This window comes from Chloroflexota bacterium, from assembly GCA_011322445.1.
Lineage (GTDB): Bacteria > Chloroflexota > Anaerolineae > Anaerolineales > DRMV01 > DRMV01.
Genome location: DRMV01000043.1, coordinates 96,332 through 116,962, shown reverse-complemented (window position 1 = coordinate 116,962; position 20,631 = coordinate 96,332). Strand labels below are relative to the sequence as shown.

At 61.8% G+C, this 20,631-nt stretch carries 21 protein-coding genes; 14 read left to right on the top strand and 7 right to left on the bottom strand.

The window, feature by feature from the left end:
* Positions 1-157: 157 nt before the first annotated feature.
* On the bottom strand, positions 158-922 hold the full coding sequence (locus ENJ54_09690; GenBank protein ID HFC10102.1) for an rRNA pseudouridine synthase: 765 nt from the start codon (positions 920-922) through the stop codon (positions 158-160).
* A gap of 101 nt (positions 923-1,023) precedes the next feature.
* Positions 1,024-1,581: an SMC-Scp complex subunit ScpB gene (gene scpB, locus ENJ54_09685; GenBank protein ID HFC10101.1), complete on the bottom strand. Its 558-nt coding sequence runs from the start codon at positions 1,579-1,581 to the stop codon at positions 1,024-1,026.
* A 17-nt stretch (positions 1,582-1,598) separates the two neighbouring features.
* Here scpB and ENJ54_09680 point away from each other — a divergent pair, with 17 nt between their 5' ends.
* From ENJ54_09680 to rsmD, 7 genes are all read left to right on the top strand, one after another.
* On the top strand, positions 1,599-3,254 hold the full coding sequence (locus tag ENJ54_09680; GenBank protein ID HFC10100.1) for a DUF348 domain-containing protein: 1,656 nt from the start codon (positions 1,599-1,601) through the stop codon (positions 3,252-3,254).
* A gap of 84 nt (positions 3,255-3,338) precedes the next feature.
* Positions 3,339-4,298, top strand: a complete 960-nt coding sequence (locus ENJ54_09675; GenBank protein HFC10099.1) for an SDR family oxidoreductase — start codon at positions 3,339-3,341, stop codon at positions 4,296-4,298.
* Positions 4,295-4,756 (top strand): GtrA family protein, encoded by a 462-nt coding sequence (locus ENJ54_09670; protein HFC10098.1) that lies wholly within the window; start codon positions 4,295-4,297, stop codon positions 4,754-4,756. The genes ENJ54_09675 and ENJ54_09670 overlap by 4 nt, the downstream gene beginning before the upstream one ends.
* A gap of 12 nt (positions 4,757-4,768) precedes the next feature.
* The gene (locus tag ENJ54_09665; GenBank protein ID HFC10097.1) at positions 4,769-5,140 is read left to right on the top strand and encodes a hypothetical protein; all 372 of its coding nucleotides are present in this window, start codon (positions 4,769-4,771) and stop codon (positions 5,138-5,140) included.
* A complete protein-coding gene (locus ENJ54_09660; GenBank protein ID HFC10096.1) occupies positions 5,137-5,628 on the top strand; it encodes an acyl-CoA thioesterase in 492 nt (163 codons plus the stop codon). Before ENJ54_09665 ends, ENJ54_09660 begins: the two co-directional genes overlap by 4 nt.
* A gap of 227 nt (positions 5,629-5,855) precedes the next feature.
* A complete protein-coding gene (locus ENJ54_09655; GenBank protein HFC10095.1) occupies positions 5,856-6,836 on the top strand; it encodes a magnesium chelatase in 981 nt (326 codons plus the stop codon).
* Positions 6,837-6,856: 20 nt separating this feature from the next.
* The gene (rsmD, locus tag ENJ54_09650) at positions 6,857-7,426 is read left to right on the top strand and encodes a 16S rRNA (guanine(966)-N(2))-methyltransferase RsmD (protein ID HFC10094.1); all 570 of its coding nucleotides are present in this window, start codon (positions 6,857-6,859) and stop codon (positions 7,424-7,426) included.
* Positions 7,427-7,512: 86 nt separating this feature from the next.
* Here the strand turns inward: rsmD and ENJ54_09645 are convergent, their stop codons facing one another.
* The 5 genes from ENJ54_09645 to ENJ54_09625 form a co-directional block, all read right to left on the bottom strand.
* Positions 7,513-7,725, bottom strand: a complete 213-nt coding sequence (locus tag ENJ54_09645) for a cold-shock protein (protein HFC10093.1) — start codon at positions 7,723-7,725, stop codon at positions 7,513-7,515.
* Between the two features lie 107 nt (positions 7,726-7,832).
* A complete protein-coding gene (locus tag ENJ54_09640) occupies positions 7,833-9,011 on the bottom strand; it encodes a glycosyltransferase family 1 protein (GenBank protein HFC10092.1) in 1,179 nt (392 codons plus the stop codon).
* 8 nt (positions 9,012-9,019) lie between these two features.
* A complete protein-coding gene (locus ENJ54_09635; protein ID HFC10091.1) occupies positions 9,020-10,045 on the bottom strand; it encodes an NAD-dependent epimerase/dehydratase family protein in 1,026 nt (341 codons plus the stop codon).
* A gap of 304 nt (positions 10,046-10,349) precedes the next feature.
* A complete protein-coding gene (locus ENJ54_09630; protein HFC10090.1) occupies positions 10,350-11,369 on the bottom strand; it encodes a flippase-like domain-containing protein in 1,020 nt (339 codons plus the stop codon).
* Entirely contained in the window at positions 11,366-13,171 is a 1,806-nt protein-coding gene (locus ENJ54_09625) for an elongation factor 4 (GenBank protein HFC10089.1), read from the bottom strand. Before ENJ54_09625 ends, ENJ54_09630 begins: the two co-directional genes overlap by 4 nt.
* A gap of 155 nt (positions 13,172-13,326) precedes the next feature.
* Between ENJ54_09625 and ENJ54_09620 the strand changes: the two genes are divergently transcribed.
* The 7 genes from ENJ54_09620 (at position 13,327) to ENJ54_09590 (ending at position 20,613) form a co-directional block, all read left to right on the top strand.
* Positions 13,327-14,742, top strand: a complete 1,416-nt coding sequence (locus ENJ54_09620) for an aldolase (GenBank protein ID HFC10088.1) — start codon at positions 13,327-13,329, stop codon at positions 14,740-14,742.
* A gap of 77 nt (positions 14,743-14,819) precedes the next feature.
* Positions 14,820-15,440 (top strand): hypothetical protein, encoded by a 621-nt coding sequence (locus ENJ54_09615; GenBank protein ID HFC10087.1) that lies wholly within the window; start codon positions 14,820-14,822, stop codon positions 15,438-15,440.
* Between the two features lie 164 nt (positions 15,441-15,604).
* Complete coding sequence (locus ENJ54_09610) at positions 15,605-16,735, top strand: acyl-CoA dehydrogenase (protein ID HFC10086.1); 1,131 nt, start codon at positions 15,605-15,607, stop codon at positions 16,733-16,735.
* A 94-nt stretch (positions 16,736-16,829) separates the two neighbouring features.
* Positions 16,830-17,861: an alcohol dehydrogenase gene (locus tag ENJ54_09605; GenBank protein ID HFC10085.1), complete on the top strand. Its 1,032-nt coding sequence runs from the start codon at positions 16,830-16,832 to the stop codon at positions 17,859-17,861.
* A complete protein-coding gene (locus ENJ54_09600) occupies positions 17,858-18,295 on the top strand; it encodes a hypothetical protein (protein ID HFC10084.1) in 438 nt (145 codons plus the stop codon). Before ENJ54_09605 ends, ENJ54_09600 begins: the two co-directional genes overlap by 4 nt.
* Positions 18,288-19,844, top strand: coding sequence for an acyl-CoA carboxylase subunit beta (locus ENJ54_09595; GenBank protein ID HFC10083.1), 1,557 nt, complete (start codon positions 18,288-18,290; stop codon positions 19,842-19,844). The genes ENJ54_09600 and ENJ54_09595 overlap by 8 nt, the downstream gene beginning before the upstream one ends.
* A 34-nt stretch (positions 19,845-19,878) precedes the next feature.
* Positions 19,879-20,613: an alpha/beta hydrolase gene (locus ENJ54_09590; GenBank protein ID HFC10082.1), complete on the top strand. Its 735-nt coding sequence runs from the start codon at positions 19,879-19,881 to the stop codon at positions 20,611-20,613.
* The last annotated feature ends 18 nt before the right edge of the window (positions 20,614-20,631 follow it).

Here is a 20,631-nt window from a genome sequence, read left to right as displayed (position 1 = left end):
GATGCTTGGGGCGTTGGGTTTTGCATCGAAGCGCCTTCCCTTTCCCTCTTGCTTTGCCAAAGGCCCGTGGGAAAATCACGACCGGCAGGCGAGAGGGGAGGTGAAGGCCGTTTCGGAAAATGGGCTGGCGCACTCCTGCGCTGGTGAAGGCGGGGCTTTAGCGGCGGGGTGGGCGTTTGTTTTTGGCGCGGTGTTTGCTTTTGGGGAAAGCGCCGCGTTGCAGGGCTTCTACTTCTTCTGCCGTGAGCGGGCGCCATTCGCCGGGCTTCAGCCCGCCGAGCCGCAGTGTGCCGATGCGAATGCGTACCAGTCGCACAATGGGCAACCCCACCATGCGGCACATTTCACGGATCTGCCGCTTTTTGCCTTCTTTGAGGATGATGCGCAGCCACGCGCCCTTGCCGTGGAAGCGTTCTACCCGCACTTCCGCGGGGCGGGTGCGGGTGCCGTCTTCCAGCACCACGCCGCGGCGCAGGGCTTCCAGTTGTTGGGCGTCGGGGCGGCGCGCTACCAGCACCCGATATTCTTTTTCGTGGCCGTAACGCGGGTGGGTGAGGCGGTTGGCAAGTTCCCCGTCGTTGGTCAACAGCATCAGCCCTTCGCTTTCCAGATCCAGCCTGCCCACCGGGAAGATGCGTTGCGGCACGCTCACCAGGTCGCGCACGGTTTTGCGGCCGTCGGTGCTCTCGGTGGTGGAAAGCACAAAACGGGGCTTATAAAGGGCGATGTAAACCTTTTCTTCAGCAGGTTGGACGCGCTGGCCGTCTAAACGGATGTCGTCGCGGGCAGGGTCGGCTTTTTCGCCCAGTTGGGCCACGTGGCCGTTGACGGTGACGCGGCCGGCGCGAATGAATTCTTCGCACGCCCGCCGCGAACCCAAGCCGGCGCGGGCTAAAATTTTCTGCAAGCGTTCTTCAGGCATAAGGCTCCTCGGTAGGGGGTGCCGGGGTGTTGGGCAGGGGGCTGTTTCGCTGGCCGCGCGTTGCCTCGCAGGGATATGTTTGTCGGGAACTTTCGGCGCGGCTAATCTTTCAGCACTGGCGTGGTAGGCTCTGGCGGTGCGGTTTCGTCTTCCAATGACGGCAAGGCCGCCAGCGAAGGAAGGCCAAAGGTTTCCAGGAAGAGCGCCGTGGTGCCGTAGAGGATGGGCCGCCCTGGGCCTTCACTGCGGCCTACTTCTTCAATGAGCCCTTTGTTGAGCAGCGAGCGCAGCACGCCGTCGCTGCTCACGCCCCGAATGGCATCGACCTGGGGGCGGGTGACCGGCTGGCGGTAGGCGATGATGGCTAAGGTCTCTAAAGCGGCGCGGCTGAGGCGGTGGGTGGCTTCCAGCCCCAGGAAGTCGGCCACCAGGGTGCCGAGTTCGGGCGCAGTGGTCAGTTGCCAGCGGTCGCGATGGCGTTGCAGCCGGATGCCGCGCGTCTGTAAAGCGCTTTCCAGGCGTTGCAACGCGGCCTCAGTTTCGGCCAGTGAAATGCCCAAAGCCTGCGCCAGCCGCCGCACCGTGACCGGCTCGGGGGCGGCGAACAGCAGCGCTTCAAGGCGGGCTTCTAACGAAAGGGGTGTTTGGGCTGGGCTCATGCTATAATTTGAGGGTTGTGGAAAGGCCGCGGCATCGGCTGGTGCTGAAAGCGGCGGCGGCTTTTCAACTGCTAACGCCCGATTATACCACCCTGCCTATGAAGCCACGTTTTGCCTTTGGGTTGCTCTTCTTCATCCTGGCCCTGTTCTGGGGCGGTTGCGCCGCGCCGCGACGGGCGCAGGGCATGATTGCCGTCACAGTGGTGGCCGATGGGCATACCTACAAAGTGCGCCTGCCTGCTGGAAGCACGGCCCAGCAGGCGCTTGAGGCAGCAGGCGTGGAACTGGGCAACCTGGACCGCACCGAGCCGCCGACTTACACCGTGCTCGATGACGGCGCACAGGTGCGGGTGGTGCGGGTGCAGGAAAAGTTCACGGTGCGCGAAGAAATCATCCCCTTCGAGCGGGAAGTGCTGCGCAACGAGGCGCTGCCCGAAGGGGAAACCCGCCTGATTCAGGCCGGTGAGAACGGGCGGCGGGAAGTCACCTATCGCGAGGTGTTGGAAGACGGCCAGCAGGTTTCCAACCAGGCCGTCAAGACGGTGGTCGTCAAGCAGCCGGTGCCAGAGATTGTGATGGTGGGAGTGCAAACGCCCTTCTCGCCGCAGCCCATTCCTGGTAAACTGGCTTATCTGGCGGGTGGCAATGCCTGGGTGATGGATGGCAACACCGGCGAGCGCCGCCCCGTGGTGACCACCGGCGATTTGGATGGGCGGGTGTTTGCCCTTTCCCCGAACCGCCGCTTTTTGCTCTTTACTCGCAAGAGCAAGGCGAAAGATACGCTCAACAGCCTGTGGGTGGCTGACTTGAGCACCGACCCGTCTGAACTGACCGACCTGGGCGTGAAGAACATTGCCCATTTCGCCGATTTTGCACCTTATTCCTCTTATACGATTGCCTATTCGACCGTCGAGCCGCGCCCGCAAGCCCCTGGCTGGCAGGCCAACAACGATCTCTACACCCTCAGTTTTAGCACTACCGGTTGGATTTCGGGGCCGCGGCTGCGGCTGGAAGCCAACGCGGGCGGCATTTATGGCTGGTGGGGCACGACTTTCGCCTGGGCGCCGGTGGGCGTGCGGATGGCCTTTGCCCGCCCTGACGCCGTGGGGCTGTATGATTTCGACCCCGACGTTGGGCTGGAAAAACTGCTCTCGATTGTGCCCTATCAGACCCGTGCCGATTGGGCGTGGGTGCCGCCCCTGGGGTGGAGCCCCGATGGGCAGGTGCTGTTCACCGTCACCCACGGCGGCACGGGCGAAGGGCAGGAAACCTCGCCGCGCTTCGACCTTACGGCGTATGTGTTGCCGCTTCAGCGGGCCATTGACCTGGTGCCGGATGTGGGCATGTTTGCAGCCCCCACGCCTTCGCCGCTGCAACCGGGCGGCTATCAGGTAGCCTTCTTGCAGGCCATCTTCCCCCAGAAGAGCGATATTAGCCGCTATCGCCTGGTGGTGATGGACCGCGATGGCTCGAACCGGCGGGTGCTGTTCCCGCCGGAAGGGGCGTTAGGGCTGGTGCCGCAGCCGTTGACGTGGTCGCCTGCACCGCTGGCCAACGGCCATTTTGCCCTTGCAGTGCTTTCCCAGGGCAACATCTACTTGGTCGATAGCGTGACCGGCAAGGCCCAACAAATTACCGGCGACGGACTGACCACCGTCATTGCCTGGCGCTGAGATACTGGCCGGCGTGGTGGTGGCATGGCAATCTACCGGCGCTTGAACTTCAGGCGCCCAACCTCACAGTGTGGAGTTTCTCTCATGCGAATCCTTGTGACTGGTGCTGCGGGCTTTTTGGGCTCGCACCTTTGCGACCGCTTGCTGGCCGAAGGCCATGAAGTGATTGGAATGGATAATTTCCTCACGGGTGACCCGCAAAACCTGGCACACCTCGCGGGGCATGAACGCTTTTCGTTCATCCGGCATGATGTGACCGAGTTCATTTTCGTGCCGGGCAAGGTGGATGCCGTGTTGCACTTTGCTTCGCCCGCCAGCCCCAACCGCAAATCGCCTTATGGCTATCCTAACCTGCCCATTCAGACCCTCAAGGTCGGTGCCATGGGCACCCATCACGCCTTGGGGGTGGCCAAAGCCCACGGCGCGCGCTTTTTGATGGCTTCCACCAGCGAGGTTTATGGCGACCCTGAAGTGCATCCCCAGCCGGAAAGCTATTGGGGCCGGGTCAACCCCATTGGGGAGCGGTCGGTGTACGACGAGGCTAAGCGCTATGCCGAGGCGATGACGATGGCGTATCACCGTTTTCACGGGGTAGATACGCACATTGTGCGCATTTTCAACACCTACGGGCCGCGCATGCGCCTGGATGATGGCCGGGTGATTCCCAATTTCATCAAGCAGGCTTTGCGGGGTGAGCCGCTGACCGTGTATGGCGACGGCAGCCAGACCCGCAGTTTTTGTTACGTGGATGACCTCATTGACGGCATTTACCGCTTGCTGCTTTCGGATGAGCACGAGCCGGTCAACATTGGCAACCCTGCGGAATTCACCATTTTGGAACTTGCCGAAACCGTCAATCGCATTTTGGGGAATGCTGCCGGCGTGGTGTTCCTCGAGGAAGCCCGCGACCGCGACGACCCCCAGCGCCGCTGCCCCGATATTTCGCGCGCCCGCCATGTGCTGGGGTGGGAGCCGAAGATTTCGCTGGAAGAGGGGCTGGCACGCACCATTGACGATTTCCGCCAGAGGCTGGAAGCCGCATGATTTTGCAGCATCGCAAAGAGCGTCAACGTTTTCTCAAGTTTGCCCTCGTGGGTTCTATGGGCGCGGCGGTGGATTTCGCCGTGTTCAATCTTCTCACGCAGTGGGTGGGGCTGCCGCCGCTGTTGAGTAGTGTGTTTTCTTTCATGACCGCGATGACCCACAATTTCCTCTGGCATCGCCATTGGACCTTCCCCGAATCGCGCAGCAAGCGTGCGGTGCATCAGTGGGTGCAGTTTGGCACGGTGAGCGCGGTAGGGCTGGGCATTCGCACCCTGTTGTTTTCGCTCATTCACGCGCCGCTGGTGGCTTTGATGGCGCATTTCGTGCCGCCGCTGCCTTTGACGCCCACGTTTTGGGGCAACAACCTTTCCCTCGCTGTGGTGATTCTTACCGTGATGGTGTGGAATTTCTTTGCTAACCGCATGTGGACTTACAACGACGTCGCCTTGGGCGCTTAAGCGAGGTGCGCGATGCAGGAAAGTGTTCGCTGGATTCCGATTTACACTTCGGTACGCACGGTGGCCGGTTTCCTTGGTTACCCTTACCTCTTCAACACTAAAGGAGAGTGGATTGGTTTCGTAACGCCTGATGGCGCGGTTTATTCGGTCGAAGGCAAGTATGCCGGTTTTTTAGACCCCGACCCCCGTTTTGCCCGCATTTTGCGCCATGTCGCGACGGCGCATTTGCACCCGCCGGTCGAGCCGCCAACGCCGCCTGCCTTCGCCCCTAAAACGACCTGGACGGTGCCCCTACCGCCACCGCCGCCCAAGCTCCCCGCAGGGACGGTGGATGTTTTGGCTTCCCAGCCACAGCTGTTGCCCCCCTACAAGGAAGGTGGATGATGAAACGCCCAGATGCCAAGCCCGTGAGTGCTTCGCGAATTACGATTTCTCAGTTGATGCAGCCTCAGCATGCCAACAGCGCCGGTTCGGTGCATGGGGGTTGGATCATGAAACTGGTGGACGAGGCCGGGGCGTTGGCCTGTATGCGTTTTGCCAACCGTCGGGTGGTCACGGTGGCCGTCGATCAGATGATGTTCCGCCAGCCAATTCACGTGGGCAACCTGGTGACGCTGACGGCGGAGGTTTCTTATGCCGGGCGCACTTCAATGGAAGCCGAAGTGCGGGTGGTTGCAGAAAACCCCATCACCGGCGAGCAAACGCACACCAACACGGCCTATTTGGTCTATGTGGCGCTGGATGAGGAGGGCCAACCGGCGCCAGTGCCGCGACTGATTCCGGAAACGGAGGCCGACCGCCGCCGGATGGAACAGGCCGAAGCCCGGCAGGCTTTCCGGTTACAGCAGCGCGCTCAGATGGAAGCCGAGTAAGGGGGGCTTCCCCAGCCCTCTTTTTCGCCATGACTTCTGACGCCTCTCAGTATCCTGCGCCCGACGACGCCGGCGGTGAGCCGGTACGGCTTCCGGGTGGCATTCACTCGCTGAAGGAACTGGCCGCCCGGGCGGCTGGCCGCCCGCGTGAGCCGTTGCCCGAAGAAGACGCCGGGTTTGCCGAGCCGCTGGCTTTCCCTTTTGCTGCTATCGTGGGCCAGCAGGAGATGAAACTGGGACTGTTGCTGGCCGTCATCAACCCGGCGGTGGGTGGGGCGCTGCTCTTTGGCGCGCGCGGCACGGCGAAGACGACCGCAGCGCGTGCTCTTGCCGATTTGCTGCCGAAAGTGCCCCGCAGCCTGTGTTTCTATGGCTGTCTTCCCGAAGATATTGAGCAGGGCGGCATTGATGCCGTTTGTCCCGATTGCGCCCGTAAATATGCTGAAGGCAAACCGCTGGCCGTGATGGACCGCGTGCGGCTGGTGGAATTGCCCCTGCATGCTCCTTTGGATGATGTCCTCGGCCGCTTCGATGCCCGGAACCCTCACCGCATTCGCAAAGGCATTCTCGCTTTGGCCGACCGCAATCTGCTGTATGTGGACGAGGTGAACCTGCTGGAAGACGCCGTGGCCGATGCCATTTTAGACGCCGCCGCACAGGGGCACTACACTGTGCGGCGGGGGGCGTTGGCGGCTACTTATCGGGCGCGCTTTGTGCTCATTGCTTCGATGAACCCCGAAGAGGGGGCGCTGCGCCCGCAAATTCTCGACCGCTTTGGATTGCGGCTGTGGGTGCAGGGATTGACCGACCCCGCTGAGCGGCTGGAGGCCTACCGGCGGGCGCGCGCCTATCGGGAGCACCCGCGGCAGTTCCTTGCCCGCTATGCCGAAGAGACCGAGGCGCTGCGGGCTGAAATTCAGGAAGCCCGCCAGCGGTTGCCTGAAGTGGAAATTGCCGATGAGGTGGCTGCCTTGGGCTTGCAGTGGGTTGCTCGCCTGGGCATTCCCTCGCTGCGGGCTGAAGTGGCCCTTTTTGAAGCCGCCCGAGCCCATGCGGCGGCGGATGGGCGCACCGAAGTGACACCTGACGATTTGCGGAAAGTGGCCCCGCTGGCGTTGCGTTTCCGCCGTTCCGATTTTATGGCTTCTTATGCCAGGCAACGCGCCGATGAAGAGGCTTTGTTGACCGAGGCCATGCGGGAAGCCTGACTTCCCTTTGGGAGAAGACGATGCCGCGAGTGATTTCCGGCCTGGCGAAAGGCCGCAAGCTTTACAGCGTGCCGGGAACGGGCACCCGCCCGATTACCGACCGCGTCAAAGAGGCTTTGTTCAACATTCTGGGGCCTGATATTGTGGGGGCCAGCCTGTTGGATTTGTTTGCCGGCACAGGGGGCGTGGGGATTGAGGCGTTGAGCCGGGGTGCGGCGTTTGTCCGCTTTGTGGAATGGAGCCGTCCGGCTCTGGCAACAGTGAAGAAGAACCTGCGGCATTGCGGGCTGGATGACGATCGGGCGGAGGTGCGTTTTATGGATGCTTTTGCACTCCTCCAGCAGCCTGCCGACCGGGCTTTCGACTATATCTACATCGCACCGCCCCAATATCACGGCTTGTGGGAGAAAGCCTTGCGGCTGATTGACGCTCACCCCGACTGGCTGGCCGAAGACGGTTGGGTTATTGTGCAGATTCACCCGACCGAATATCGCGACGTGGCGCTGGAGCATTTGGAACCCTTCGACCAGCGGAAATATGGCAGCACGTTACTGGTGTTTTACGCTCCTTCGGAGGAAGAAGCGCCGTAGTTGGGGGCTGTGAATGCCGTAAAAGTGACTTAAACACGACGAGCCGGGCCGGGAAGGCTCGGCTCGCGTTGGTCAAGATGGTTCAATCAGCCAAGGACAACCACATCTTGGGCCTGAGGGCCCTTGGGGGTATCTACGACTTCGAATTCCACCCGCTGCCCTTCTTCCAGGGAACGATAGCCTTCGCCCCGAATGCCGCTGTAGTGCACGAACACGTCGCGACCTTCGTCGGGGGTAATGAAGCCGTAGCCTTTTGTGGCGTTAAACCACTTGACCGTGCCGGTTTGGCGCTCTGCCACCGCAGCACCTCCAGAAAGAAAATTGCTCGGCAGGCGCTGGTGGGCCTGGCACGGCCACGCCAAACTACCGCCTTGCAAGGTTACTTTAGCATAAGAGCCCCGCGCCGTCAAGCGGGTTTGCTGCTGCCCAGTTCGGCCAGCAGTTGTTGAAAGAGGGCTTCGTAGGCCGCGGCGTTGGCTTCCGGCGCAAACTTGCGCCGCACTTCTTCAGGGTTGCCGCGATAGGCATCGGGGTTGCCCAGCACCTTCAGCAAGCCTTCGGCCAGGCTGGCAGCATTGCCGACTTCGGCAATTTCGCCCATGCCGGTCATTTTCACTGGCTGGCGCACCCCCGGCAGGTTGGAAGCCACCACCGGCACGCCGTTCATCATGGCTTCGATTTGCACCAGCCCGAAACTTTCGGTCGCGTTCAGGCTGGGCAGCACCAGCACATCCAGGTTGGGGTAATAGGCGGCCATTTCCTGCGGCGAGAGCAGCCCCACGAAGCGCCAGTGGCCGCCTTCCTGCAGTTTGCGGATGGCGGGCATGACCCGCCGGCGGTAGGCTTCTTCGCCCAAGACGTTTTCGTAAGGCCCGGCGTAGAGCACCAAGGCGTCGGGGTACACTGCCAGCACGCGCTCCATCGCTGCGACGAGGTATTCCACCCCTTTCTCAGCAGCCAGGCGGGCGGCCATGCCGATGACCGGGCGGCGGCCTTCGGGGTTGTGCTGGCGGGCAAAGGCTTCGATGGCCTCTGGCGTGGTCGGCGGCAGCGTGACGGGGGGCAGGATGGTGGTCAGTTTGTGGCGGTAGCGCCGCAGGTAGGGGGAATGATCTGCATAGTCTTGCGTGTAGGTGACGATGCGGTGGGTGAAATGCGCGGCGAGGTGATCCATGAGGTGCACGGCCACGTTGGCGGCGCGGTTGAACAGGCCGGGCGGCAGTTTGACATCGCAGTGGTAGGTGATGACCGTGGGGCGGCGGAACAGCCGACCGCGCAGCGCCACGCCTGCGGCATCGAACTGGGGCAGGTGTAGGGAAACCACATCGTTGGCAAGCACGTGGCGGGTGGCTTCCAGCCCTACGGTGGGCATGATGACGCCCTTGCTGATGCGAAAGAGTACCGGCACCCGCACCACCTGCACGCCGTCGGCGGTTTCGCGGCGGGGCAGGCTGCGCTCGTATTGCGAAGTGAGCACGGTGACCCGATGGCCGCGGGCGGCTAAGGCTTTTGCCATCCGCTCGGCGTAGATGGTCAGCCCGCTGGTGTGCGGACGGTAGTAGGTGAGCATGATGAGAATTTTCATAGGCTACCTCAGGCGGCAAAAACGGTGGGCTGTGCCTGGACCCACGCCACCAGGCGTCGCACACCCTCTTCTACACCGATTTGGGGCTGCCAGCCCAGCCGTTGTTGGGCTTTGCGGATGTCGGAAACATACACTTTCTGGTCACCAGGCCGCCAGTCGCCGTAGGTGACGGGGATAGGGCGGCCCAGCAGGCGTTCCAGCAGTGGGCCGAACTCCCGCCAGATGGCGATCGTGTGGGTGGGGCCGCCGCCGATGTTGAAGACTTCGCCGGCTACGGCTTCACGCCGGGCAATGGCGGCGTCGTAGGCATCCAGCAGGTCGTCCACGAAAAGCACATCGCGCACTTGCTTGCCATCGCCGTAAATAGTGATGGGGCGGCCGGTTACCGCGGCGATCACGAACCACGCCACCCAGCCCTGGTCTTCCACGCCCCACTGGCGGGTGCCGTAGATGCAACTCTGGCGGAAAACCACCGTAGGGATGCCGTAGATGCGGGCGTAGTCGCGCACATACTGGTCGCCGGTACCTTTGGAGCAGCCGTAAGGCGAGTGGAAATCGAGCGGCTGGGTTTCGGGCACGCCGTGGGGCAGGGTGGCGTAGCGGTAGCGGGTGGCTTCCTCTACCACGGCCACGTCTTCCATGCCGCCGTACACTTTGTTGGTGGAAGCGTAAAGCACGAAGGGGCGGCGCGGCGAGAGGCGGGCGGCTTCCATGACGTTGAAAGTGCCCAGGGCGTTGATTTCGAAATCCAGTCGGGGGTGGGCCACCGAAGTGGTCACAGCAACCTGGGCGGCGAGGTGGACGATGACGTCGGCTTCCCGCACGGTGGCGGTGAGCAGCGCAGCGTCGCGCACGTCGCCTTCCACCAGCCGGAAGGCTGTGGGGCCGAACTGCTCGCGCAGCCAGGCGAGGTTGCGGGTTGCACCGCCCCGTGAGAGGTTGTCGTAAAGGGTCACTTGTTCGCCGCGGGCCAGCAGGCGGGCGGCATAGTTGGAGCCGATGAAACCGGCCCCGCCGGTGATGAGGTAGTGCAGGGACACGCTTCCTCCTTCAAATCAAGGGTGGGCGGTGTGTGGAAAAACGCGTTTGTCTTGCACAAATGCCATGCAGGCCGAATATTAGAGCAGCAGCATTGCAGGGAGCATCCTGGACCTCTCGAAACCTGTTTCTTATAAAAGGATGGGGAAAATTGACTCGCTCATGCTGGTCAGGTTGCTTCCCAGGGTTTTAGAGAAAGCGATCAAGCGTTGGGTCCAAGAGCAGGGATAAGATTTCTCGATCTATGTGGGTTGGCTCAACCACGACAACGTGGCGATGACAGTGATGGTCCAGTGCCTCTTATTCTGGGGCCTCATGGTGTTTTTCCCAGTTTTGGGCTTGCCCAAAGGCACCGCGCAGCGAAACACCATAGACCATTGCCCCGCCCCATCCCAGTACACCGGTCACGACGTAGTAAATCCCGTGCATGGCCAGGGCATAGGCAAGTGCGACGGAAGGGCCTACGCCCAACACGCCGAGCACGAAGACCATCACGCCTTCCACCACCCCCAGGCCACCCGGCGCAGAAGGCACGGCGACGCCCATGCCCACGCTGCCCAGGGCAAAAGCAGCCCACAGGTAGGAAGCCTGGGGCACCAGCGCCCGCAAGGTGAGGCCGTAAGCGGCGACTTGCACGCCCCAAGAGGCTGCCAGCAGGAAGGTCACTGCGGTGAGCGAGGTGGGGGACGCCAGTGCTTCCAGCCCGTCGAGGAAGGAGAGCGCCCAGTGGAGCAGCCGTTTACCCCAGGAGAAATGCGCGTGGCGCTGTTGCCAGGAAGTCAGGGCGGGGGCCAGGCGGGCGCGATAGCGTGCGATGATGGCCAACGCGATCAACACGCCCAACGCCGCGCCGCCGAACCCCCAGGCGGCTTGCCGCGCCCAGGGGACATCCAGCACCCAGGGCAGCGAGCCGACCAGCATGCTTGCCAGCAGCACGACATCGAACAGCCGCTCGACCATCACGGTGGAAAGCGCATGCCAGAAGGAGACGCGTGCTTTAGGGGCAACCAGGAAGGCGCGTGCGGCTTCCCCCGCGCGGAAAGGGATGATGTTGTTGATGAGATAGCCTGTGCTCAAGGCCCAGAAGGCGTCGGCCCATTTGACCCGGTGCCCCAGCAGCACTTGCCACGAGATCGCCCGCAGCACCAGGGAAAGGGCAAGGAGTACGCTGGCCGCCGCCAGTACCCATAGCGGCACGCTTCGCAGGGCCTGCCACAGCGTTCGCGGGTCGCTGATGGCGAACACCACCACCAGCACCGCTGCGCTGACGATGAATCCCGGCAGCGCCCGACGCCACGGCAATCGTTGGGGTTTCTTCAACGGTTGTCCTCCCCCACCCGCAGCACGGCCAGAAAGGCTTCCTGCGGAATTTCCACCTGCCCCACCATTTTCATGCGCTTCTTGCCCTTCTTTTGCTTTTCCAGCAGTTTGCGTTTGCGGGTCACATCGCCGCCGTAGCACTTGGCGAGCACGTCTTTCCGCAGCGCCTTGATGTTGGCGCGGGAAATCACCCGCCCGCCGGCCACGGCCTGCACGGGCACGGCGAACAATTGCCGCGGGATGAGTTCTTTCAGTTTGGAAACCAGACGCTGCCCTTTTGTGTAGGCTTCGTCGCGGTGAACGATGGTGGCTAACGCGTCTACCGGCTCGCCGTTGACCAGAATGGTCAGTTTCACCAGATCGCCGGCGCGGTATTCCAAAAACTGGTAGTCCAGCGAGGCGTAGCCGCGGGTGCGCGATTTCAACTGGTCGAAGAAATCGACGATGAGTTCGGAAAGCGGCAGTTCGAAGTTCAGCACTACCCGGTCGGGGGTGGGGTATTCCTGGCCGAGGAAGACGCCGCGGCGTTTGGTCACCATCTCCATCACCGGGCCGTAGAACTCGGTGGGGGTGAAGATCTGGATTTTCATCCACGGCTCGCGGATTTCCTCGATTTGGGCTTCGTCGGGCAATTCGGCTGGCGAGTCGATAACGATCGTGCGGCCGTCGCGCAGCACGACTTCGTATTCCACCGAGGGGGCGGTGACCACGATGTCGAGGCCGTATTCCCGCTCGAGCCGCTCTTGCACGATTTCCATGTGGAACATGCCCAGGAAGCCGCAGCGGAAGCCAAAGCCGAGGGCCTGCGAGGTTTCCGGCTCGAAGACTAAGGCGGCGTCGTTGAGTTGCAGTTTTTCCAGCGCGTCGCGCAGGTCCTGATAGTCCTCGCCTTCCACGGGGTAGATGCCCGCGAAGACCATCGGCTTGGGGTGCTGGTAGCCGGGCAGCGGTTCGACGGCGGGGCGCTGGGCATGGGTGACGGTGTCGCCGACGCGGGCTTCCCGCACGGTTTTCAGGCCGGTGGCGATGTAGCCGACTTCGCCGGCGCGCAGGCTGCCGGTGGGCGTCATGTGTGGTGCAAAGACGCCGACTTCCACAGGCTTGAACGTGGCGCCGGAGGCCATCAACCGCAGCGTATCGGTGGCGCTCAGGCGGCCGTCCACCAAGCGGACGTAGATGACCACGCCTTTGTAAGCATCGTAGTGGGAATCGAAAATCAGCGCACGCAGGGGCGCGTTTTCGTCGCCTTTCGGCGGCGGCACCTGGCGGACGATGGCTTCCAGCACTTGTTCGACGTGGGTGCCTTCCTTGGCAGAAACCCGCAGCACTTCGTCGGTGGGCGTGCCGAGCAGGTTTTCGATTTCCTGAGCCACTTCGTCGGGGCGCGCCGAGGGCAGGTCGATTTTGTTGACTACCGGGATGACTTCCAGGTCGTTTTCCAGGGCCAGGTAGAGGTTGGCTAAAGTTTGGGCTTCCACCCCCTGGGAAGCATCCACAACCAGCAGCGCGCCTTCACATGCCGCCAGGGCGCGGCTGACCTCGTAGCCAAAATCCACATGGCCGGGCGTGTCGATGAGGTTGAGTTCGTAGGTCTGGCCGTCGGCGGCGGTGTAGCGCATCCGCACCGCGGAGGCCTTGATGGTCACGCCCTTTTCGCGTTCCAGGTCCATGTCGTCCAGCACCTGCTCGGTCATCTCACGGTCAGCAATGGTGCCGGTGAGTTGGAGCAGGCGGTCGGCCAGGGTGGATTTGCCGTGGTCGATATGGGCGATAATGGAGAAATTGCGGATGTGCTCGGTCATAGCGGGGGAAAGTATACCACTGCCTGAAGCAAAGCAGGGAGGAGAGGTCATGCGTTTCGTATAGCCAGAATTGGCAGGCGATGCGAAGCAAAGACGCAGGCATGGCCTTCACGGCGTGCTATAATTGAAGCACTCACATTCAAGGAGGATGCCTGATGAAAGCCCTGGAAGCCTTACTGACGAAAATCGACCACGCCGTCGTGGTGCGCGACGGCGTGGTGCACGTGGAAGACGAAGCCCGCCTGAAAACCCATTTGCGCACGTTGGTGGAAGCCGCGGCGTTGGGGGAGCAGCCCGAAAAAGGGCTGGCGCAGTTCCTCATCCGTGGTGCCGCGCTGGATTTGGGCATTGTGCCTTCCTCGATCAACGACCTGTACCTGGCACGTGGCCGCGGCGAGGTCGCGCCGTCCTTTACCGTTCCCGCCATGAATTTGCGGGTGTTGCCTTTTTGGGCCGCTCGCGCGGTCTTCAAGAACGCGTTGGCGATCGACGCCGGCGCTTTCATCTTTGAGATTGCCCGCTCCGAGATTGGCTATTCCGACCAGCGTCCCACGGAATACGTCGCGCAAGTGCTTGCCGCGGCGATTGCCGAGGGTTTTCGCGGGCCGGTGTTCATCCAGGGCGACCATTTTCAGATTTCCCCCAAGCGCTTTGCCGAGAACGCCGACGCCGAAGTTCAAGCGGTGCGCGACCTGAGCCTGGAGGCTATCAAAGCAGGGTTCTACAACATCGACGTTGACACTTCGACCCTTGTGGACCTTTCTCGCCCCACCATCCCCGAGCAGCAGGAACTCAACTACAAACTCTCGGCTGAACTTACGGCTTACATCCGCAGCATTCAGCCGGAAGGCATTGATGTCTCGGTGGGCGGGGAAATCGGCGAAGTGGGCGGTCATAATTCCACCGAGCCGGAACTGCGGGCGTACATGGATGGCTACAAAGCCCATCTGGCCGAACTGGCCCCCGGCGCGACGGGCTTGAGCAAAATCAGCATCCAAACCGGCACGTCGCATGGCGGGGTGGTGTTGCCCGATGGCTCGATTGCCAAAGTCAAAGTCGATTTCAACACTTTGAAGCACCTCAGCCGTGTGGCGCGGGAAGTCTATGGGCTGGCGGGCGCGGTGCAGCACGGCGCTTCGACGCTGCCGGAAGACGCGTTCAGCAAATTCCCTGAAGCCGAAGCCTGCGAAATTCACCTCGCCACCAATTTTATGAATATCCTCTACAAACACATGCCTGCCGATTTGAAAGAGGAAATTTACGCCTATTTGCGGGAGCGTCATGCGAATGAGCGCAAGCCCGATATGACCGACGAGCAGTTTTATTACAAGACCCGCAAGCGGGCGTTAGGGCCGTTCAAGAAACAGATTTGGGCTTTGGACGAGGCGGTAAAGGAAGCCGTTTACGCCGATTGGGATGCCCAGTTCCACCGTCTGTTCCACCAGCTGAAAATCGGTGGCACGCGCGAAGTGGTGGCGCGCACGATTAAGCCGGTGGTGGTGCTGCCGCGGCTGGAGGATTACGTCGGCAGCGGCGTGGCCGGGGAGGATGTTTCTGACCTGGCGGACTGAACCCTGGTGAGCAGAAGCGCGCCCTTTGTGGCGCGCTTTTGCTTTTTCTGGGGAAGCCAATGCGCGGAGAGTGCTGCGTGAAGTTGTGGCGCTGGGTGGTGATATTGGGGCTGGGGATGATATGGCTGGGCAGGGTGTGGCCGGCGCATGCCTTGACGCCTACGCCTACCCCCGGCCCGGTGGCAATTACAGCGCCCAAACCCCATCAGGCGCTGCAAGGGCAGGCGCGGGTTTTGGGGGTGACCGATGTGGCAGGTTTTAAGACGGCGACCTTGTATTTTGGCTATGCGGATGATCCCACCCACACCTGGTTTTGGATTGCCACCCGGCACATCCCTGCCCATGAGGGGTTGATTGCCCGATGGGATACGACGACCCTGACCGATGGCGATTATGTGCTCAGGCTGGTGGTGGAGGCCGCTGATGGCCGACAATGGGAAGCCACTGTGCCGGTGCGCGTGCGCAATTACACCCCCGTGGAAACCCCCACCCCTGCCCCTGCCGTGGGGGGAACGCCGCGTCCTACGGCCACCGCGACCCCCTTGCCCACCGCGACCCCCCGCTGGCCTACGCCTACACCCTTTCCCCCTAACCCGGCGCGCTTGCCCGCCGAAACCCTGACGCGGGCTGGCTTGTATGGGGCAGGGGCCTTGTTGGGGTTGTTGCTGGCCTTTGGGGCTTTGCGCCGCTGGCGGTAGGGCTGGCCGGGGAGAGATGCTGGCTTCCTGAAGGTGCCTTTGCTGAGCGTGTCGCGCGGCTTCCCGTGCTATAATGGCAACGCTTGACTAATTGTTATCTATCCTTGACGGAGGTTGACATGGGCCGTTTTGCGTTTGAACACATTCTTACCGATGAGCACCGCATGATTCAGCAAGCGGCGCGCGAATTTGCCGAGCAAGAAATTGCCCCCATTGCGGCTGAATTCGACGAAAGCGGCGAATTCCCAATGGAAACCATCCGCAAGATGGGCGAGATGGGCTTTATGGGCATCGAAGTGCCGGAAGAATACGGCGGCGCGGGCATGGATACCCTGGCTTATGTGCTGGCAGAGATGGAGATTAGCAAGGTGGATGCCGCCCACGGCACCATTATGTCGGTCAACAACTCGCTCTTCTGCCACGGTATTCTTCACTACGGTACCGAAGAGCAGAAGCAAAAGTATGTGGTGCCGGTGGCGTCGGGTCAAGCCATCGGCGCTTACGCGTTAACCGAACCTTCGTCCGGTTCCGACGCAGCCAACATGCGCACCCGTGCCGTGCGGGAAGGCGATTATTACATTCTCAACGGCCGCAAGAACTGGATCACCAGCGGGCCGGTGGCCGATTATTTCGTGGTGTTTGCCATGACCGATCCTTCCAAGGGGCACAAAGGCATCACTGCCTTCATCGTGGATGGCGATACCCCTGGCCTGGTACGCGGCCGCAAGGAGCCGAAACTGGGCATTCGGGCTTCGGCCACCAGCGAAATTGGCTTCGAGAACGTCAAGGTGCCGGTGGAAAACCGTATTGGCGAAGAAGGCCAGGGCTTCAAGATCGCGATGGCGGTGCTCGATGCCGGCCGCATTGGCATTGCCGCGCAGGCGTTGGGCATTGCAGAGGCTGCTTACGAGGCCGCTCGCCAATACGTGCAGGAACGCGAAGCCTTCGGGCACCCTATTGGCGAATTCCAGGGCACGGGCTTTAAGATTGCCGATATGAAAAGCCGCATTGAGGCCGCACGCGCCTTGACTTTCAACGCTGCATTGGCTAAAGAGAAGGCCAAGAAAACCGGGGAGCGCTATACGCTGGAAGCCTCGATGGCGAAACTCTTCGCGGCAGAGACGGCGATGTATTGCGCGTGGGCGGCAGTGCAAATCCACGGCGGGATGGGTTATTCCAAAGAACTGCCGGTGGAGCGCTACTTCCGCGATGCTAAAATTACGGAAATTTACGAAGGCACCAGTGAAATTCAACGCCTGGTGATTGCCCGCCTGGAAACCGGCTTGCGGGTGTGAGTAGTTGCGAATGAAGGAATGAGGAATTGCGAATTGTGGAAGTTGCTTCCGCAATTCGCAATTTGCAATTCGCAATAAATACGGAGCGTGATGCATGAAAGCCGTTTTCTTCCACGAGCACGGTGGGCCTGACGTGTTGCAATATGGCGACGTGCCCACCCCCGAGCCTGGCGCGGGGGAAGTGTTGGTGCGGCTGCGCGCTGCAGCGCTCAACCGGCTTGATCTGTGGGTGCGGGAAGGCTGGCCGGGTATCCGCCTCACTTATCCCCACATTTTGGGCGCCGATGGTGCGGGTGAGGTGGCCGCGGTGGGCGCGGGCGTCACGCAGTGGCAGGTGGGCGACCGGGTGGTCATCAACCCTAACATTGGCTGCGGCAAGTGCGAGTTCTGCCTCGCGGGGCAGGATAACCTCTGCGAGCACTGGCAGTTGCTGGGCGAGACCCGCGCGGGCACGTATGCCGAATATGTGGTCGTGCCGGAAGCCAACCTGATAGCCTTGCCCAACGGTTTCGGCTATCACGAAGCCGCGGCCGCAGCGTTGGTGTTCCAAACCGCGTGGCATTCCCTCATTACCCGCGGTGGCCTGAAAGCGGGCGAGTGGGTGCTCGTCGTTGGTGCTTCGGGCGGCGTGAACACCGCCAGCATTCAGATCGCCAAACTCGCGGGCTGCCGGGTGGTCGTGGTGGGTTCCAGTGCAAAAAAACTTGCGCTGGCCGAGGCGCTGGGGGCAGATTTCTTGATTGACCGCTCGCAAACCGAAAACTGGGCAAAGGAAGTTTATCGCCTGACCGGCAAGCGCGGCGTGGATGTGGTGGTGGACAATGTCGGCACCACATTCCCGCTGAGTTTCAAGGCCGCGCGCAAGGGCGGGCGGGTGCTGACCGTGGGCAATACCGGCGGCCCGAAGTTCCAGATTGACAACCGCTACATTTTCGGCAAGCATCTGAGCGTGATTGGTTCCACTATGTCGCCCCAGAAAGATTTTCGGGACGTCATGCGGTTGGTGTTCCAGGGCAAACTGAAGCCGGTGCTGGACAAAACTTTCCCGCTGGCAGAGGCTCGCGCGGCGCAGGAGCGGCTGGCGCGAGGTGAGCAGTTGGGCAAAATTACGCTGGAAATCCCATGAGCAGGCGCGTTGCAGGGGCCAGGGCGATTTCGTTTCTCGCCGCGACTTTTTTGCAGGTCGTGGTGTTGTTCATAACGGCCTGGGGCGGTTTGCGTCTCGGCGCGGCGTGGCGCGGCGCTGCGTGGTTGCAAGCCCTGCCGCTGGAGGTGCCGTGGCTTTACCTGGCTGTGAGCGGCGCAGCGTGGCTGGTTGCTGGCCTCATGACCTGGATGATGCTGTTGACCAGCCACCGGTGGGCTGCGGCGGCCACGGCGGCCACGGTCACGTTGTTTAGTGCTTTCTGGTGGCTCGACCGCTATGTGCTGGCGCAAAACGCTGTGTTTCGCCAGAATGAGCGTTTTGCGCTCGTTTTGACAGCGGTTATCGTGGTCGCGGTGCTGGTGTTGACCTCGCCGCCAATTTGGAATTCTCTTTTTGGAGCAGACGATGAGTGAACATCCCGACCCCAAAATCGAACGCCTGCGAAAGATGAAGACCCAGGCTCGCCTGGGTGGTGGTCCCAAGCGCATTGAGGCGCGGCACAAGAAAGGTAAGTTGACGGCGCGCGAGCGCCTCGATTTGCTGCTCGATCGCGGCTCTTTCCGCGAAATCGACATGTTCGTGACCCACCGGGCCACCGAGTTTGGCATGGCCGAGAAACGCTATCTCGGCGATGGGGTGGTGACCGGCTGGGGCACGATCGAAGGCCGCCTGGTGTATGTCTTTTCGCAGGATTTCACGGTAATGGGTGGCAGTTTGGGCGAAGCCCACGCCCGCAAAATTATCAAAATTATGGATATGGCGCTGAAAAATGGCGCGCCGATTATTGGCTTGAACGATTCGGGCGGGGCGCGTATTCAAGAGGGCGTGGATTCCCTTGGTGGCTATGCGGAAATTTTCCTGCGCAACACCCTGGCCTCGGGCGTGGTGCCCCAAATTAGCGTGATCATGGGGCCTGCCGCGGGCGGCGCGGTGTATTCCCCCGCAATCACCGATTTCATTTTCATGGTGCGCGGTTCGTCTTACATGTTCGTCACCGGCCCGCAAGTGGTCAAGGCCGTGACCCATGAAGATGTGACTTTCGAGGATTTGGGCGGTGCGGATGTTCACGCCACCAAGTCGGGTGTGGCGCACGTGGTGCACGATTCGGAGGCCGAAACCCTGATGTCGGTGCGGCGGCTGCTTTCTTTCCTGCCGCAGAACAACATGGAAGACCCGCCGTTGTTGGAAACCGGCGACGACCCGCTGCGGATGGAAGACGCGCTGGATACGATTGTGCCCGACGACCCCGGTAAACCTTACGATATCAAAGATGTCATCCACCTGGTGGTGGACAACGGGGAGTTTTATGAAATCCATGAGCAGTTCGCCCCGAACATTGTGGTGGGGTTTGCTCGCCTGGGCGGACGCACTGTGGGCATCATTGCCAACCAGCCTGCGGTGCTGGCCGGTGTGCTGGATATCAACGCGTCGGAAAAGGCCGCTCGCTTCATCCGTTTTTGCGATGCTTTCAACATTCCTCTGCTGACGTTCGAAGACGTGCCCGGTTTTATGCCCGGCACGGTGCAGGAATACGGCGGTATCATTCGCTCGGGCGCCAAGTTGCTCTTTGCTTATGCTGAGGCTACCGTACCCAAACTGACGGTGGTGACCCGCAAAGCGTATGGCGGCGCGTACGACGTCATGAGCAGCAAGCACCTGCGCGGCGATTTCAACATTGCCTGGCCTTCGGCGGAACTGGCGGTGATGGGGCCGGATGGTGCGGTGAACATCATCTTCCGCCGCGAATTGGAAGAAGCCGACGACCCGGTGGCGCGCAAGGCCGAGTTGGTGGCCGAATATCGCAAGAAATTCGCCAACCCCTACATCGCGGCGGCGCGCGGTTACCTGGACGACGTCATTGAACCGCGAGAAACCCGCCCGGTGCTCATCAACGCGTTGGAAATGCTGCAAAACAAGCGCGATTCCAACCCGCCGAAGAAACACGGTAACATTCCGCTGTAACCCTTGCAACCTGCGCCTTGCACCTTGTTTTACCATGCACCGCCTCGCACACACCTTCCACGGCCCGCCTGAGGGCTTCCCCGTAGTGCTCTTGCACCACGGCCTGGGCAGCAGCGCTGCATGGCGCGCCCAGGTGCCCGCGCTCGTGAAAGCCGGCTTTCGGGTGCTGACCTACGACCGTTGGGGCTACGGTGCAGCCGGGCCGCGGGCGCAGTTGCACACGCCCTGGTTTGAGCCTGATGTGGAAGACCTGCGGGCGTTGCTCGACGCCTTGGGGCTGGACCAGGTGGCGCTGGTGGGGCACAGCGACGGCGGCACCATCGCGCTTTATTTTGCCGCTCAGCACCCCGAGCGCGTGCGGGCTTTGGTCACCGTGGCCGCGCATGTGTATGTGGACCCCACCATGCAGCCTGGCATGGAAGCCCTGCGGCGGACTTATGAAACCTCGGAAGCCTTCCGCCGGGCGCTGGACCGCACCCACCGGGGCCGCGGGGCAGCGGTGTTTGAGATGTGGTACCACGGCTGGCATCGCCCTGGCGTGCTGGGTTGGGATGCCCGCCCGCTTTTGCAGCGTGTGAAAGCCCCTGCGCTGGTGGTGCAGGGCACTGCAGACGAATACGCGCCCCCCAGCCATGCGGAAGCCATTGCTGAGGCGCTTCCCAATGCCCAATTGGCCCTGATCCACGATGCGCCGCACATGCTGCCCCAAGAGCGCCCTGAAGCCTTCAACCCCCTGCTGCTTGATTTCCTCACGAGCCAGACCACGTGACTGCCCGACCAAACGACT